An 18,315-nucleotide genomic window follows, 5' to 3' on the forward strand; every position below is an offset into this window, starting at 1 on the left:
CCAGGGGTTTTTTATTGCCCGCTGAAAAGGCCCTGTGCTGAATAACCCGCATAAAAAAACGCCCCAGGGCACCTGTCCAGGGGCGTTGCTTTTACACAGGGTGTTACTTCATTGCATCGGCAAAGCTCTGCACGAACGTGGGGTTATCGATGATTCGATCATGGGTAGAGTCGATCAACACTGACTGCTCAATGCACGGCCAGCCCATGACCTGCTCCATGCTTGCTTCTATCAACTGACGATGCTGGCCAGCCCGGCTCGCGGCGGCCCACCAGCAACTGATCGGCGCGTTGATCGGCTTGAAGTCGGCATCCTTGAGGCGCTGGCCCAGGGCGCGATCCAGCGCCCAGGAGATCTGCGCTTCATCCCCATCAAGCAAGGAGTTCTTGATCTCCAGAAAGGTCTCACCCAGCGCACCTTCGGCCCAGGCGCTGAAGGCCTGCCATTGCTGCGCCTCTTCACCAGCAACCGTCTGGCTTTGCAACCAGGCAACCTGGATCGACTGGCTGGAGTCCGGGAACATGACCTGTAACAGCTCCACACGACGTTGATTGACCGGCAACTCACTGTCATCCGCCACCACCGCCGTGTCCCAGTAGGCCCTGAGCCAATACGGCGGCGATGCGTCGATCCAACCGACAAGCTCCACCACCCGCCCAGCCTGCTCCAGCGCGTAAGCGACTTCCATGGCCAAGTTGCCGCCCAGGGACCAGCCGGCCAAGCGATACGGGCCTTGCGGCACGGCCTCGAGCAGCTGTGCGGTGTAGTCCTCCACCATGGCCTGCCAGGTGGGTACTTCACTGCCCTCATCGACCAGTGCCCGGCTGATCACGCCAAGCACCGGCCGCTGCTCACGCAGCGCCAGGCCGATGGCCTTGTAGCAATGCACCGAACCGTAGCTGGGGTGGAACAGGAACAGTGGCGTGCCTTGGGTCTGACTGTTGAGTTTGACGATCAGCGAGTGGCGGGTGTCGCCGCCTAGGCACGCCACCTGCCCCGCCACCGTCGGGTTGAGCATTAATTGGCTGACTGACAGCAATGTCCCGGTAGCCTTGCGGATGCGCTCCTTGAGCATCAGCACCAGCAGCGAGTGCCCGCCCAGCTCAAAGAAGTTGTCATTCAAGCCCACTTGTTCGACGCCCAGGACCTCGCTCCAGATAATCGCGAGGCGCTGTTCCAATGGGCTCTGCGGCGCCTGATAGGCACGCTCCCGTTGATCCGCACCGGGCCTTGGCAATGCCTTGCGATCCAGCTTGCCATTGGGGCTTAGAGGCATCTGCGCCAGCAGCACCCACTGCGCCGGCACCATGTAGTCAGGCAGATGCGCCAGGAGATACGCGCTGAGAGACGCGCGCCAGTGCTCGCTCGGGGCCTGCAATACCAGATAGCCCACAAGCTGCTTGCCGTCGATAACCTGCACCGAGGCCTCTCGCACCTGTGGATGTTCGAGGATGCGCGCTTCAATCTCGCCCAACTCGATACGCAGGCCGCGCAGCTTAACCTGATGATCCAGGCGCCCCAGGTATTCGATAACCCCGTCGGCGCGCTGGCAGACGCGGTCGCCGGTGCGGTACAGACGCTCTCCCGACTTGAAAGGTGAAGCAATAAACCGTTCGGCCGTGAGCCCCGGGCGCCGATGATAGCCGCGCGCCAGCCCGATGCCGCCCAAGTACAATTCGCCCGCCACGCCCACGGCAACCGCCTGCAGATCCGCATCCAGCACGTAGGTCCGCAAGTTGGCGATGGGTTGGCCAATGGGCACCGTGTCACGCCCTTCGTCAACGCAAACCCAATGGGTCACGTCGATAGCCGCTTCAGTTGGGCCATACAGGTTATACAAGGCAGCCTGCGGCAGCTTGGTGAATACCTGCTGCTGCGCATCCACCGGCAGCGCTTCGCCGCTGCACACGATGCGCTGCAAGGTCTGACAGGTGCCCACCGTGGTGTCTTGCAGGAACGCCTGCAGCATCGACGGCACAAAGTGCAGCGTGGTAACGCGTTCGGCGTTAATCAGCGCCACCAGCCTGGCGGGGTCGCGATGATCACCGGGGGCGGCGACCACCAGGCTTGCGCCCGTCATCAGCGGCCAGAAAAACTCCCACACCGAGACATCGAAGCTGAACGGGGTCTTTTGCAAGACCGTGTCACTGGCACTCAACGCGTAGGCTTGCTGCATCCAGCACAAGCGGTTGGTCAGCGCCAAGTGCCGGTTACCTGCGCCTTTGGGCTGGCCGGTGGAACCGGAGGTGTAAATCATGTAAGCCAGGTTTTCGCCAGACAGTGCTATGCCAGGGTTCGTATCGCTGTAGCCCTCGAACCCGGACTCTCCCACTACCAGGCATTCCAACCCTGGGGAAATCGGCAGTTGCTCGAGCAAATGCGCCTGGGTCAGCAGCAGCTTCACGCCACTGTCTTGCAGCATGTAGGCCAGGCGCTCGCGCGGGTATTCAGGATCGAGCGGCACATAAGCGCCACCGGCCTTGAGCACCGCCAGCAGGCCGACGACCATTTCAATCGAACGCTCGACGGCGACCCCCACCAACACATCCGGGCCGACACCCGCCGCCATCAGACAATGGGCCAGACGGTTGGCGCGGCGGTTGAGCTCAGCATAGGTCAGGCGCTGTTCGGCAAAGACCAACGCCTGCGCATGCGGGGTACGCTGGGCTTGCGCTTCGATCAACTGGTGAACGGGCTGCTGCGTGTAGCCCTGCTCGGTCGCGTTCCAGTCTTGCAGCGCCACCCGTTGCTCAGTGCGGTCCAGCATCGGCAGTTGGCTGACGCGCTGCTGCGGGTCGTCGAGCATGCCTTGCAAGATATTCTGCCAGTGACCAAGCATGCGCTGGAGCATCGCCGGCTCGAACAAGTCAGTCGCATAGGTAAGTGTGGCCCAGATGCCATCCGCCGATGCCTGGGTGTCCAGGCTCAGGTCGAACTGCGCGGTCTGGCTGCCCCAGTCCAAGCCTTCCACACGCAAGTCAGGCAAGTGTCGGCCCTGGGTGGCCAGGCCTGCATCGTTCTGGTGGTTGAACAACACTTGGAACAAGGGGTTATGGCTCAGGCTGCGCTCCGGCTGCAACGCTTCGACCAATTGCTCGAACGGCAGGTCCTGGTGGCTCTGGGCATCCAGGCTGCGGCGCTTGACCTGCTGCAGCAACTGGCGAACGGTGAGTTGCTCGTCGAATTCGGCCTTGAGCACTTGGGTGTTGACGAAAAAACCCACTAGACGTTCGACTTCGACACGGTTGCGGTTGGCGATCGGCACCCCGACGCGGATGTCGCGCTGGCCGCTGTAGCGATACAAAAGGCCCTGGAATGACGCCAGCAACAGCATGAACACCGTCACACCTTCGCGCTGGGCCAAGGCGTTGAGCCCAGTGGCCAATTGCGCCGGCAACTCGACGTCCAGGCTCGCGCCACGATAGCTTTGCACCGCCGGACGCGCACGCGCAGTCGGCAGCTCCAAGACCGGCTGTTCGCCCCCCAGCAGCGCGCGCCAATACGTCAATTGGCGCTCGCGCTCCCCGGCCGCCATCCACTGGCGCTGCCAGTGCGCGTAATCGGCATACTGCAACGCCAACGCCGGTAACTGCGCCACCTCACCCTGGCGGTAAGCGCCGTACAGCTGCACCAGCTCATCGACCACCACCTGCATCGACCAACCATCGGAGACGATATGGTGCTGCACCAGCACCAGCACATGCAGGTCCTGCGCCAGGCGCATCAGCGTGACGCGCAGCAGTGGCCCTTGTTGCAGGTCGAAAGGCCGCGCAATTTCGGCTTCCACCTGTTGCTGTAGCGTGGCTTCAAGGGCATCTACCCGCGCAATCAGCACCGGCTCGGCCGGGCGAATCACTTGCACCACGCGCTCATCCTGCTGATTGATACGGGTACGCAAGCTCTCATGCCGTGCGACCAGTGCGTCAAAGCTGCTCTGCAAGGCCTGCTGATCCAGCTGACCGCTCAGGCGCAAAATGCTCGGAATATGGTAGGCAGCGCTGTGGGGGTCCAGCTGCCAAAGAAACCACTGGCGCTCCTGAGCAAAGGACAGCACTAACGGCTGGTCGCGCCCGACCGCCACCATCGTCGGCGCCAGGTCACGATCAGCGGCCTGCAGCGCCAGCACAAACCCTTGCAGTTGCGGCTGTTCAAACAAGGTGCGCAGTGACACTTCGCGTTCAAGCAGTTGCCGCACGCGAGAGATCACCTGCATGGCCAGCAACGAGTGCCCGCCCAGCTCGAAGAAGTGGTCAGTCAGGCCAATACGCTCGGCCCCCAGCACCTGCGCCCAGATCGCTGCCACCTGCTGCTGCAACGGCGTGACCGGTTCAACCCACACACCCTGCGACTGCGCCGTATCCGGCGGCGGCAGCCCCTTGCGGTCAAGTTTGCCGTTGGGGGTCAACGGCATTTGCGCCAGGAACATGAAATGCGCCGGCACCATGTAGTCCGGCAGGCAGGTTTTCAGAGCGCGGCGCAGGGCTTCGCGGAACTCGGTTTCGTTGACGTGGGCGGTTGCCGCTACGACATACGCCACCAGTTGCTTACCACTCGGGCTTTCCTGGGCCACAACCACGGTTTCACCGACGCTGTCCTGTTCGCGCAAGCGCGCTTCGATCTCGCCCAGTTCGATACGGAAGCCGCGAATTTTTACTTGATGGTCGACACGGCCGAGGTAATCCACCACACCATCCGCACGGCCACGGGTCAGGTCGCCGCTGCGATACACACGACTGCCGGGCTTGCCGAATGGGTCGGGTACAAAACGCTCGGCGGTGAGGGCCGGGCGCTCCAGATAACCACGGGCCACGCCCTCTCCGCCCAGGTACAACTCGCCGGCCACGCCAATCGGTTGCAGGTTGAGTTGTGCATCCAGCACATAGCCGCTGCGGTTGCCCAGCAGTGTGCCGATGGGTGCGTAAACGGCACCGCATGGGTCGCCTCGACGGGCTTTCCATAGCAGCGGCGTGACCACGGTTTCGGTCGGGCCGTAGCCGTTGAACAGGTAAGTCGGTTTCAGCGCGCGCCATGCCAGGTCGTAACTGGCTTGAGCGACGGCATCGCCGCCAAAACAGTAAACGCGTACCGCCGGTGGGTTACCGTCGCGTTCGGCATGCTCAGCCAACTGTTGCAGGTACACCGGCGGGAACACGGCCATCGTTACGTTGTGACGGTGCATTTGTGCGTAGGTGTATTCCGGCAGCCACAGGCTGTCATCGCGGATCAAGACGCTGGCGCCATTGATCAGCGGGTGCATCCAGCCTTCGTGGGAACCGTCGAAGGCGAAGGACATAAAGTGCAGTTCGCAATCGGCCGGGCTGGTTTCGTAGCGCTCGCCGGTGGCGATGATGTGCGCCACCAACGGGCCGTGGGAAACGGCCACGCCCTTCGGCATGCCGGTGGAGCCGGAGGTGTAAATCACATAGGCGAGGTTGTCGCCGTCCAGGTCGACTTGCGGCGCGGTGTCGCTGTAACCGCTCCACTCCTCTGTTCGGTCAATGGCCAAGGTAGCCAGGCCATCGGCGACCGGCAGTTGCTGCAAGGCACTGGTGTGGGTCAGCAGCAGTTTGGCGCGACTGTCTTGCATCATGTACAGCAGGCGATCACGCGGGTATTCAATGTCCAGCGGCACGTAGACGCCACCGGCTTTGAGCACGGCGAGGAACGCCACCATGATTTCGGCACTGCGCGGCATGGCAATCGCCACGCGCACTTCCGGGCCGACACCACGGGTGATCAGCGCGTGAGCCAGGCGATTGGCTTGGCGGTCCAATTCGCCGTACGTCAGGGTTTGCGCATCGAATTTGACCGCCACGGCACCCGGGTTTTCCCGTGCACGATCAGCGACCAATTCATGCACCAAACGCTGCGCCGAGAAGCCCGAGTCAGTGCGATTCCACAGCTGCAGAATGTGCTGCTGCTCGTCATAGTCCAGCAGCTTCAGTTGGGCAACGGTTTGCTGCTGATCAGCAACCATCGCCTGCAACAGGTTCTGCCAATGGCGCGCCATGCGCTCGATGGTCGCAGGCTCGAACAAGTCGGTGGCGTAGCCCAACGAGGCCCACAGGCCTTCTGCGCTTTCATGCACATCCAGGTCGAGGTCGAAGTGCGCGGTACGGCGCTCCCACTCCAGGCCTTCAATGTGCAAATTCGACAGCGTCTGCGACGGGGCGCCCAGTCGCCCTTCGCTCTGATAGTTGAACATCACCTGGAATAACGGGTTGAGGCTCAGGCTGCGCTCCGGCTGCAAGGCTTCCACCAGTTGCTCGAACGGCAGGTCCTGATGGGCCTGGGCATCCAGGGCACGCTGTTTGACCTGGGCCAGCAGCTCGGCAACCGTAAGGTGCCCGTCGAGGTCGGCCTTGAGCACCTGGGTGTTGACGAAGAAGCCAATCAGGCGCTCGGTCTCGACCCGATTACGGTTGGCAATCGGCACACCGACGCGAATGTCCTGTTGGCCGCTGTAGCGGTGCAGCAACGTCTGGAACGAGGCCAGCAATAGCATAAACATCGTCACGCCCTGGGCCTGAGCTAGAGCTTTAAGGCTCTCGGCCAGGCTGACGGACAATGGCACATCCAGACGCGCACCGCGATGGCTCTGCTGCGCGGGGCGTTGGTGGTCGAACGGCAACTCCAGCACCGGTTGCTCGCCACCCAACAGTTCGCGCCAGTAGGCCAGTTGGCGCGCCTTCTCACCGGCTTCCATCCAAGTACGCTGCCATACGGCAAAGTCGGCGTACTGGATCGGCATCACCGGCAATTGCAACAACTGGCCCTGGCTGAACGCCTGGTAGAGCTGCACCAGCTCGTCGATCATCACCTGCATCGACCAACCGTCGCAGACGATGTGATGTTGCACCAGCACCAGTACATGCTCGTCCGCTGCCACGCGCAGCAACGTCACACGCAGCAACGGCCCTGCTTGCAAGTCGAACGGCCGCGCGATTTCGGCTTCAACGTGCGCCTGCACGTCGGGTTCTTGCACGTCAACGCACGGGATGGGTAACGCCATCTGCGCGCGAATAACCTGCCGTGCAGCGTCCGGTTGCGGTTCGATGTACGTGCGCAGGCTTTCATGGCGGGCGACCAACACATCGAAACTGCGCTGCAACGCGGAGGTATCCAACTGCCCCTTGAGGCGCAAGGTACTGGGGATATGGTAAGCGGCACTGCCGGGGTCCAGCTGCCAAAGGAACCACTGGCGCTCCTGGGCATAGGACAGCGGGAACGGTTGATCGCGTCCGACCGCAACCAGTGCCGGCGCCTGTTCGCCCACCACCGCCTCCGATGCGTGCAAGGCGGCGGCAAAGCCTTCGAGGCGCGGTTGTTCGAATACCAGCTTGAGTGGCACTTCACGGCCCAATGCATGGCGCAGGCGTGAGACCACCTGCATCGCCAACAGCGAATGGCCACCCATTTCAAAGAAGTGATCCGTCAGCCCTACCCGTTCAGCACCAAGGATTTGAGCCCAGACAGCAGCAACTTGCTGTTCCAGCTCAGTCACCGGCGCGACCCAGGCCTGCAGCGATTGGCAGGCATCAGGTTTGGGCAGTGCCTGACGGTCCAGCTTGCCGTTCGGGTTCAACGGCATGCGATCAAGGAAGACCAAGTGGGCCGGCACCATGTAGTCCGGCAGCTGTTCACGCAGCGCGGCCTTGAGCGCTTCGGCGTCTTGCTGCTCGGCGACCAGGTAGGCCACCAGTTGATTGTCGGCCGCCAGCACCAAGGTTTCGCGCACACCCGGCTGGGCCAGCAACAGCGCTTCGATTTCGCCCAGTTCGATACGCAAACCACGGATTTTAACTTGGTGGTCGACCCGCCCCACATACTCAATGACGCCGTCGGCGCGGCAGCGCGCCAGGTCGCCGGTGCGGTAGAGGCGCTCGCCGGTGTCACCGAACGGGTCCGGCACAAAGCGTTCAGCCGTGAGCAGTGCGCGGTTCAAATAGGCGCGTGCCAAGCCACGGTGGCTGGCGATGTAAAGTTCGCCCACTGCGCCCAACGGCGCCAGGTTCAGGTCGCGGTCCAGCACGTACAGGGCACGACCTGGCAACGCGCGGCCAATCGGGCTGGCCGTGGCGCCGATGATTTCACTGGCGGATGTGCAGTCCAGCACACTCGACACCACCGTCGCTTCAGTCGGGCCATAGGTATTGAGCAATCGTACATGGCCCAGGCCGGCTTTTAACCATTGCGCCGGTCCCTCCAGCGGCATGGCTTCACCACCGATATGCACCTGGCGAAGCGCGCCGTAAGCGCGCGGCCCGGTGGCCAGGCAATCGAGCAGGAACAGGTTCCAGTAGGCGGTTGGCAGGTCGGCCAGGGTAATGCCCTGGGTGATGATTTCCTCATACAGCCGCGCGCTGTCCCATAACTCGGGGCCGCGCAGAATCACCGTGGCACCGTGGGTCAGCGCCGGGTACAACTGCTCGACAAACCCATCGAAGTTCAGAGTCGCAAACTGCAGCACGCGATCTGCCTGGGTCAACTGCGAATAACCGGCGGCGATACTGGAGAACTCAGTGAGTGCCGCGTGATTGATCGCCACGCCCTTGGGCTTGCCGGTGGAACCGGAGGTGTAGATCACGTAAGCCAGGTTCTGCGGATCGACCTGGACCTGGGGGTTGTGCTCAAAGCGGCCTTGCAGGTCGCCATCGAGGCGATCGAGATCCAGCCGCTCAATGTGTTCCGGCAGCGGCAACGGCACTGACGATTGACACACCACCAGGCGCACAGCGCTGTCTTCAAGCATGTGCAACAGGCGCTCGCGCGGGTATTGCGGGTCCAACGGCACATACGCACCACCGGCCTTGAGTACCGCCAGCAGGCTAACCACCATCGCAAACGAGCGCTCCACCGCCACGCCCACCATCACTTCGGCGCCGACGCCTTGGTCGATCAGATAATGGGCCAGGCGGTTGGCTTGCCGGTTCAGCTCGGCATAGCTGATGGTTTGCTCACCCAGGCACAGGGCGATAGCCTCCGGCCGTTGCCGCGCCTGCACCTCAAACAGGCTCTGCACGCCCGTCGACTCTACGAACGCGGCAGCAGCGTGATTCCAATCGTGCAACACGCGGCGCTGCTCATCCTTGGTCAACATCGCCAGTTGCGCGACGCGATTTCCCGCGCGCGCGACGACCGCCCGTAACAGTGCCTGCCAATGCTGCGCCATGCGCTCAACGGTGGCCGCGTTGAACAGGTCGGTGGCATAGGTCAACGAAGCCGCCAGGCCTTCGGGTGACTCCTGAGTGTCCAGGCTGAGGTCAAACTGCGCGCTCTGATCACCCCACTCCAAAGCCTCCAACGCCAAGCCTGGCAATTGCTGCGCAGCACGCGTTTTATGGCCTTCGGTCTGGTGGTTGAACATCACCTGGAACAACGGGTTATGGCTCAGGCTGCGTTCGGGCTGCAAGGCCTCGACCAACTGTTCAAATGGCAAGTCCTGATGACTCTGCGCTTCCAGGGCGCGCTGCTTGACCTGCGCCAACACCTGGCTGAAAGTCATTTGCCCGTCGATATCCGCTTTCAGCACCTGGGTGTTGACGAAAAACCCGATCAGACGCTCAGTTTCTGCGCGATTGCGGTTGGCAATCGGCACGCCGACGCGGATATCCGACTGGCCGCTGTAGCGATACAACAGCGTCTGGAACGACGCCAGTAACAGCATGAACAGGGTCACGCCCTCACGCTGCGCCAATGCCTTGAGACCATTGACCAGCGCTGCCTCCACGCTGACATCCAGGCGTGCGCCACGGTAGCTCTGAACCGCCGGCCGTGGGTGGTCCAACGGCAACTCCAGCACTGGTTGCTCACCGCCCAACCGCTCACGCCAGTAACCCAGCTGGCGCTCTTTCTCGCCAGCCTCCATCCAACTACGCTGCCACAGCGCATAGTCCGGGTATTGAATCGGCAACGCGGGCAGTTGCACGTCTTTGCCCTGGCTGTAGGCGACATACATCTGCACCAGCTCATCGACCATCACCTGCATCGACCAGCCATCAGACACGATGTGGTGCAACACCAGTACCAGCACATGCTCATCCGGTGCCAGTTGCAAGACCTTGACCCGCAGCAAGGGGCCTTGCTCCAGGTCGAAAGGATGGGCAATTTGCGCTTGCACCCAGGCCTCAAGTTGCGAGGCATCGCCCGTTTCATAAGCAACCTCAACCTGCTGGTGCGGGCGGACCACCTGCAACACCCCGTCGACGTCCTGCTGCAGATGGGTACGCAGGCTTTCATGGCGGGCAACCAAGGCATCGAAGCTGCGCTGCAAGGCCGCCCGATCCAGTTGGCCTTTCAAGCGCAACGCTCGCGGCAAATGGTAGGCAGGGCTCTGCGGCTCCAGCTGCCACAAAAACCACTGCCGCTCCTGGGCATAAGAGAGTCGCAGCGGCTCGCCTTCCTGACGCTTGAAAACCGGGGCAATCTCAAACAGGTTGATGCCTTGCTGCTTGAGCATTACCGCCAACGCTTTCTTTTGTTGCGCCGAAAGTGACCCTACCGACTCGATTAATGCTTGCACGCCACGCCCCTCAGGAAATCAATTTATCCAAATCTTCTGCTGATAGACGTTTGAGGGCCTCCAAGGATTTAGCCAATGCGTCCTGCACCGGCGAATTATTTGTGTGTTGGGCTGCCACGTAGGCGCTGAAATCCGCCAGGGTCGGGGTGGTGAAGATCGATTTGACGTCGAATTCGGCGTGCAACTGCTCGCGCAGGCGCACCACCACCTGGGTGGCCAGCAGGGAATGCCCGCCCAGCTCGAAGAAGTTGTCATGCAGGCCGACCCGCTGTACCTCCAGCACCTCGGCCCATATCGCGGCGATCTGTTGTTCCAGTTCACTGCGCGGAGCTACGTATTCGCGCGCCTGCAAGTTGGCATCCGCCTTGGGCAGCGCCTTGCGGTCGAGCTTGCCATTGGGGCTCAGGGGCATCTGCTCCAGCAACATCCATTGCGCGGGCACCATGTAGTCCGGCAGGTGCAGGGCCAGATGCGCGCTCAACACGTCCCGCCAATCGTCACCGGCGTTTTGCAGCACCAAGTAGCCCACCAGGTATTTGCCGTCGACCGCCAGCACCGCCGTTTCGCGGACCCAGTCATGCTCCAGCAGGCGCGCTTCGATTTCGCCCAACTCGATGCGCAGGCCACGCAGCTTGATTTGATGGTCGATACGCCCGGCGTACTCGATCACACCGTCGTCGCGATAACGCGCCAGGTCGCCGGTGCGGTACAGGCGTTCGCCTTTGATAAAGGGGTGGGCAATAAAGCGCTCGGCCGTCAACGCCGCACGACGGTGATAACCACGCGCCAGGCCAACGCCGCCCAGGTACAGCTCGCCCAACACGCCAACGGGGGCTGGCTCGAATTGGCTATCGAGGATGTAGCAACCCAGGTTGGCGATCGGACGGCCAATCGGCACCGCATCACGACCTTCATCGATGCAGGTCCAGTGGGTCACATCAATGGCAGCCTCGGTTGGGCCGTACAGGTTGTAGAGCCCGGCCTGAGGCAGCCTGGCAAAAACCTGTTGTTGCGCGTCAACGGGCAGCGCCTCGCCGCTGCACACAATACGGTGCAAGGTGTGGCACGTCGCAACGCTCGGGTCTTGCAGGAACGCCTGCAACATCGACGGCACAAAGTGCAGCGTGGTGATTTGCTCGGCATTGATCAGGCTGACCAGCTTGGCCGGATCACGGTGGTCCCCAGGCTGCGCAACCACCAGCCGCGCACCGGTCATCAGTGGCCAGAAAAACTCCCATACCGACACGTCGAAGCTGAACGGGGTCTTTTGCAGCACCGTGTCGCTGACGTCCAGAGCGTAGGCTTCCTGCATCCATTGCAGGCGGTTGGTCAGGGCCGAATGGCGGTTGCCGGCGCCTTTGGGCTGGCCGGTGGAGCCGGAGGTGTAGATCACGTAGGCCAGGTTTTCGCCGTCCAGCAGGATGCCTGGGTTCGCTTCGCTGTAGTTGTCAAAACCGGACTCGCCCAGCACCAAGGTTTCCAAGCCGTGTGGAATCGGTAATTGATCCAGCAGGTGCGCCTGGGTCAGCAGCAGCTTCACGCCGCTGTCTTCGAGCATGTAGGCCAGGCGCTCACGCGGATATTCCGGGTCCAGCGGCACATAGGCGCCACCGGCCTTGAGCACCGCGAGCAGGCCGACGACCATTTCGACGGAGCGGTCCACGGCCAGGCCCACCAGCACGTCCGGCCCCACACCGGCCTGCATCAGGCGATGAGCCAGGCGGTTGGCGCACCGGTTCAACTCGGCGTAGCTCAAGCGCTGCTCGGCAAACACCAGTGCTGGTGCGTGCGGCGTACGCGCAGCCTGCGCTTCAATCAGTTGGTGGACTGTTTGCTGCAACGGGTAATCGCGCGAGGTAGCGTTCCAATCCTGCACCACTTGCTGACGCTCAGCCACGTCCATCATCGCCAGATCACCCAGGCGTTGTTGCCCCTCCTCAAGCATGGCCTGCAGCAGGTTGACCAGGTGGCGGCCGTAACCTTGCACGGTATCTTCGTTGAAGTGCGCGCGGGCAAAGCTGAACTGCACCGACAGGGTTTCGCCCAGGTCCACCAGCACCGTCAGCGGAAAGTTAGTTTGCTCGTGGGCGTGAGGCGTGCCAAAGCGAATGCCGCTGCCGCCGCTTTGCTCCAGGGCCTTGGACACCGGGTAGTTTTCGAACACCAGGATGTTGTCGAACAAGGCTTCACCGCCCTGCCCGGCCCAGCGCTGAATGTCGTACAGGCCGGTGTGTTCATGCTCACGCAAGGCCAGGTTCTGCGCCTGCACTGCTTGCAACCAGTCCACCACCGATCGCTGCCCATCCACCGCGCAGATCACCGGCAAGGTGTTGATGAACAGACCGATTTGCTGCTCCACGCCCGCCAGATCCGCTGGCCGCCCGGACACGGTGGCGCCGAAGGCCACCACTGACTGCCCGCTGTGTCGCTGCAACAGGATCAGCCACGCCGCCTGGATCAGTGTATTGAGCGTGACCTTGTTGCCACGGGCAAACGCCTCAAGACGCGCGGTCAATGTGCGGTCGAAATCGAGGTAATGCTCGCCATGCCCGTGCACCGCCGTCGGTTGGCTGCTGCCCAGGCGGGTTGGGGTTTGCAGCGCGCTCAACTGCTCGCGCCAGAAGGTTTCGGTCGCATCAGCGTCACGCTGCTGCAGCCAGCCGATGTAATCGCGATAACGCCCGGCCGCCTCAGGCACCGCAACGCCGGCATAGCGTTGCAGCACTTCACCGAACAGCCGCGAATTGCTCCAGCCGTCCATCAGGATGTGGTGGTTGGTGTAGATCAATTCATGGCGCTGCTCATCGGTGCGCACCAGCACAAGGCGCACCAGCGGTGCCTTGTTCAGCTCAAACCCTTGGCGGCGCTGGGCTTGCTGCAAGCTGTGTAATTCCAGCTCGCGCTCCGGCATGGCACGCCAGTCCAGCGCCTGGATTGGCAACCGAGCCTCGCGGTACACCACTTGGCACGGCCACGCCAACTGCCCCTCCCAGAAGAACCCGCTGCGCAGCACGTCATGGGCCTGCACGGTGGCGTCCCAGGCCTGCTGGAAACGCGCCACGTCCAAGCCCTCGACCGTCACGCGGATCTGGTTGATGTAATCACCTGCCGCCTGCTCATACAGCGTGTGGAACAACATGCCCTGCTGCATGGGCGACAAGGTGTAGATGTCTTCGATGGCATCGAAGGCCAGCGGTAACGATTCAAGCTGCGCCTGGTTCAAGCGCGATAACGGGAAATCGGAAGCGGTCACGCCGCTGTTGCCGGGGGTGCAGCAATGCTCTACCAGTGCGTTGAGTTCGCGGGTATAGGCCGCGCTCAGCGTTTCGATCACAGCGGGGTCGAACATCAACGGGCTGAAGGTCCAGCTCAGCTGCAACTCACCGCCGTACACCTGACCGTTGAGCGTCAACCAGTTGCCCAGCGGCGCATCCGGGCTTTGCTCGGCCCCCGCGCTTTCGGTCGCCGGAGCGAACAACGCGTCCGGCTGGTCAAAGCTGCCGTCGACCTGCCCCAGGTAGTTGAAGGTGATACGCGGCACCGGCAAGGCACTGAACGCCTCACGCGTGGCGGCATCACTGAGGTAACGCAAAGCGCCGAACCCCAGGCCTTTATCCGGCACGGCACGCAGTTGCTCCTTGATCTGCTTGATTGAGGACGCAAGCGTTTCGGCCGGTGTCAGGCGGACGGGAAACAGGCTGGTGAACCAACCCAGCGTGCGCGTCAGGTCGATGTCATCAAACAGGTCCTCGCGACCATGGCCTTCCAGCTGGATCAGGCTGCTTGCATGCCCGGTCCACTGACACATCACCCGCGTCAGGGCAGTGAGCAGCAGGTCGTTGATCTGTGTGCGGTAGGCCATCGGTGCCTGTTGCAACAGTTGCCGGGTGCGCTCGGCATCCAGTTGGCTGACCACGGTTTGGGCCAGTCGACCGGGACGCGCACCGTGCGGGTCACGGCAGGGCAAATCGGTGGCCGCGCCTTCAAGCTGTTGCAGCCAGAAGTCTTTCTCGGACGCAATCGCAGCGCTGCGGGCGTGGGCTTGCAGCCGCTCGGCCCAGGCCTTGAACGACGAGGTTTTGGCTGGCAGGTTTTGCTGGCGATACAAGGCTTGCAGGTCTTCAAGGAACACCCGCCAGGACACTCCGTCCACCACCAAGTGGTGCATGACCAACAACAGACGCTGGGAACCGTCAGCCAGGTCGGCGAGCACCGCACGCAGCAACGGCCCCTGTTGCAGGTCGAGGCTGCGTTGGGCTGTTTCGCACAGTTCAGTCAACTCGTCGGCATCCTTCACCGAGGCTTGCCACAGCACCTGCGTAACAGCTGCACCATGCTCGGCCTTCCAGCCCTGTGCGTGCTGACTGAAGCTCAAGCGCAGCACATCGTGGTGCACAACCAAACCCTGTAGGGCGGCTTCCAGGCGCTCGCCCTCAAGCACCTGGCGCGGCGTCAGCAGCAGGGACTGGTTCCAGTGATGACGATCCGGCAGCTGCATGTCGAAGAACAACTGCTGGAACGCCAGCATCGGCGTCTCACCCTGCACCGGGCCTTGGTCGATCACCTGGGCGGTCTGCAATTGCGCCACTCGCGCCAGACTGCGCACCGTCTGGTGCTGGAATAACGCTTTGGCAGTGAAATGAATACCGGCAGCCCGGGCGCGGCTGACCACCTGGATCGAGATGATCGAGTCGCCACCGCGCTCGAAGAAGTTGTCGTTCAAGCCCACGTGTTCGATACCCAGCACATCGGCCCAGATCGCAGCAATCTGCTGCTCAAGGGCGCTTTGCGGGGCTTCGTAATGCTGCGCGGTTTCGGGTTTGGGCAGCGCCTTGCGATCCAGCTTGCCGTTGGGGCTCAGGGGCATCTGCTCCAGCAACACCCATTGCGCGGGCACCATGTAGTCCGGCAGGTGCTCGGCCAGATGAGTCACCAGCACATCACGCCAATCGTCAGCGGCGTTTTGCAGCACCAGGTAGCCCACCAGGTATTTGCCGTCGAGCGCCAGCACTGCCGCTTCGCGGACCCCGTCGTGTTCCAGCAGGCGCGCTTCGATTTCGCCCAACTCGATGCGCAGACCACGCAGTTTGACTTGATGGTCGACACGCCCGGCGTACTCGATCACGCCATTGTCGCGGTAACGCGCCAGATCGCCGGTGCGATACAGGCGCTGGCCTTTGACAAAGGGATGGGCAATAAACCGCTCGGCCGTCAGCGCCGGACGACGGTGATAACCCCGCGCCAGGCCAATGCCACCCAGGTACAACTCACCGAGCACACCGACCGGCACCGGTTCGAAGTGGGCGTCGAGAATGTAGCAGCCCAGGTTCGCAATCGGGCGGCCGATTGGCACGGCCTCACGGCTTTCATCGACGCAGGTCCAGTGGGTCACGTCGATGGCGGCTTCGGTCGGGCCGTACAAATTATAGAGCCCGGCTTGCGGCAGTTTCGCGAAGACTTGCTGCTGCGCATCCATCGGCAACGCTTCGCCGCTGCACACGATGCGTTGCAGGCTCTGACAGGTCGATACGGCCGGGTCATGCAGGAATGCCTGCAGCATCGAGGGCACAAAGTGCAACGTGGTGATGTGCTCGGCCTTGATCAGACTGGCCAGCTTGGCCGGATCACGATGGTCCCCAGGCGCTGCGACGACCAAGCGCGCGCCGGTCATCAGGGGCCAGAAGAACTCCCACACCGACACATCAAAGCTGAACGGCGTCTTTTGCAGCACGCTGTCGCTGACGTCCAGGCCGTAGGCTTCCTGCATCCATTGCAAGCGGTTAAGCAGTGCCGAATGACGGTTGCCGGCGCCTTTGGGCTGGCCGGTGGAACCGGAGGTGTAGATCACGTAGGCGAGGTTTTCGCCGTGCAGCGCGATGCCAGGGTTTACATCGCTGTAGCTATCAAAACCAGACTCGCCCAGCACCAGGGTTTCCAAGCCCTGTGGAATCGGTAGCTGCGCGAGCAGATGAGCCTGGGTCAGCAGCAGCTTCACGCCGCTGTCCTCCAACATGTAAGCCAGGCGCTCGCGTGGGTATTCCGGGTCCAGCGGCACATACGCGCCACCGGCCTTGAGCACCGCGAGCAGGCCGACGACCATTTCGATGGAACGCTCCACGGCCAGCCCCACCAGCGCATCAGGACCGACGCCCGCCTCGATCAAACGATGAGCCAAGCGATTGGCGCGGCGGTTCAGCTCGGCATAACTGAGTGACACCTGATTAAAACGCAGCGCCGTTGCCTGCGGCTGCGCCAACACCTGCGCCTCGATCAACTGATGCACCCACTGGCCTTGCGGGTAGTCGCGCTCGGTGGCATTCCACTGGTAGACCAACTGTTGGCGCTCTGTGGCATCCAGCGTCGCCAGGTCCTGCAAGGCGGATGCAGGGTTGGCCTCCGCCGCGCGCAACAGGCTCAGCCAATGACCCATCATGCGCGCGGCGGTGGCCGCACCGAACAGGTCGGTGGCGTAGGTCAAGGATGCCCAGATACCGTCGCCGGTTTCCTGGGTGTCCAGGCTCAGGTCAAACTGAGCGCTCTGAGTGTCCAGCTCCAGGCTGGCCACACTCAGGCCCGGCAGTTGCGGCTCTGCGGTTTGGGTCTTGGCTTGGTGGTTGAACATCACCTGGAACAACGGGTTATGGCTCAGGCTGCGTTCGGGCTGCAGGGCCTCGACTAACTGTTCGAACGGCAAATCCTGATGGGCCTGGGCTTCCAGCGCGCGGCGCTTGGTGTGTTGCAGCAGTTGGGCGAAGGTCATCTGGCCATCGAGGTCGGCCTTGAGCACTTGGGTGTTGACGAAGAAGCCGATCAGCGATTCGGTCTCGACCCGATTGCGGTTGGCGATCGGCACACCGACGCGGATGTCCTGCTGCCCGCTATAGCGATACAAAAAAGCCTGGAACGACGCCAACAGCAGCATGAACATCGTCACGCCTTCGCGTTGGGCCAGCGCTTTGAGAGCGACGACCAAGGCCGGTTCCAAGGCAATGTCCTGACGTGCACCGAGGAAGCTTTGCTGCGCCGGGCGCGGGTGATCAAGCGGCAATTCCAGCACTGGCTGCGTACCGCTGAGCAATTCCCGCCAGTATTCCAATTGGCGCGCCTTCTCCCCTGCTTCCATCCAACGGCGCTGCCACAGCGCGTAGTCAGCGTACTGGATCGGCAGCGGCGCTAATGTGCAGGGCTGGCCTTGGCTGTAGGCGGCGTAGAGCTGCATCAGCTCCTGCACCATCACGCCCATCGACCAACCATCAGAAACGATATGGTGCTGCACCAGCACCAGCACATGCGCCTCTTCGTTCAAGGACAGCAAGCTGACGCGCAGCAACGGGCCGTGCCGCAAATCAAAAGGCCGGGCGATTTCAGCTTCGACGCGCGTCTTAAGCGCAGCTTCGTCGACCGAGCCTTCAACGATCTCGATCACCGCATGGGCCAGCACTTCCTGAGCACGCTGCTCGCCATCCAAGTGCAAACGCGTGCGCAAGCTTTCGTGACGCGCTACCAAGGTGTCGAAGCTGCGTTGCAGGGCGGCCTTGTCCAACCGCCCATTCAGGCGCAGGGCGCCGGGGACGTGATAGGCCGCGCTGTCCGGGTCCAGTTGCCACAGGAACCACTGGCGCTCCTGGGCATAAGACAACGGGGCGTGTTGGCCCGCTTCGCGAATCGAGGCGATCGGCAGCTGGGCGAAACTCATGCCCCGGCTTTGCAGGCGTTGGTAGAACTGCTGGCGCTGTTCCAGAGGCAGACGAAGAAAGCGCGAAACCAGATCGATATTAGGGTTGGAAAGCATG

2 protein-coding genes are annotated in these 18,315 nt (G+C 62.4%); both read right to left on the reverse strand.

What is annotated here, in order from left to right; genetic code table 11:
• Positions 1–103: 103 nt before the first annotated feature.
• A complete protein-coding gene (locus tag K0P33_RS18365) occupies positions 104–10,459 on the reverse strand; it encodes a non-ribosomal peptide synthetase (protein WP_242156077.1) in 10,356 nt (3,451 codons plus the stop codon).
• Between the two features lie 73 nt (positions 10,460–10,532).
• Positions 10,533–18,314 (reverse strand): amino acid adenylation domain-containing protein, encoded by a 7,782-nt coding sequence (locus K0P33_RS18370; protein WP_347341795.1) that lies wholly within the window; start codon positions 18,312–18,314, stop codon positions 10,533–10,535.
• Position 18,315: the final 1 nt, after the last annotated feature.

Source organism: Pseudomonas sp. ArH3a (assembly GCF_022648765.1).
Classification (GTDB): domain Bacteria; phylum Pseudomonadota; class Gammaproteobacteria; order Pseudomonadales; family Pseudomonadaceae; genus Aquipseudomonas.

Coding starts and splice junctions, on each gene's coding strand:
- K0P33_RS18370 (WP_347341795.1), bottom strand. CDS start 18,314: ATGCTTTCCAACCCTAATATCGATCTGGTTTCGCGCTTTCTTCGTCTG.
- K0P33_RS18365 (WP_242156077.1), bottom strand. CDS start 10,459: ATGCTCAAGCAGCAAGGCATCAACCTGTTTGAGATTGCCCCGGTTTTC.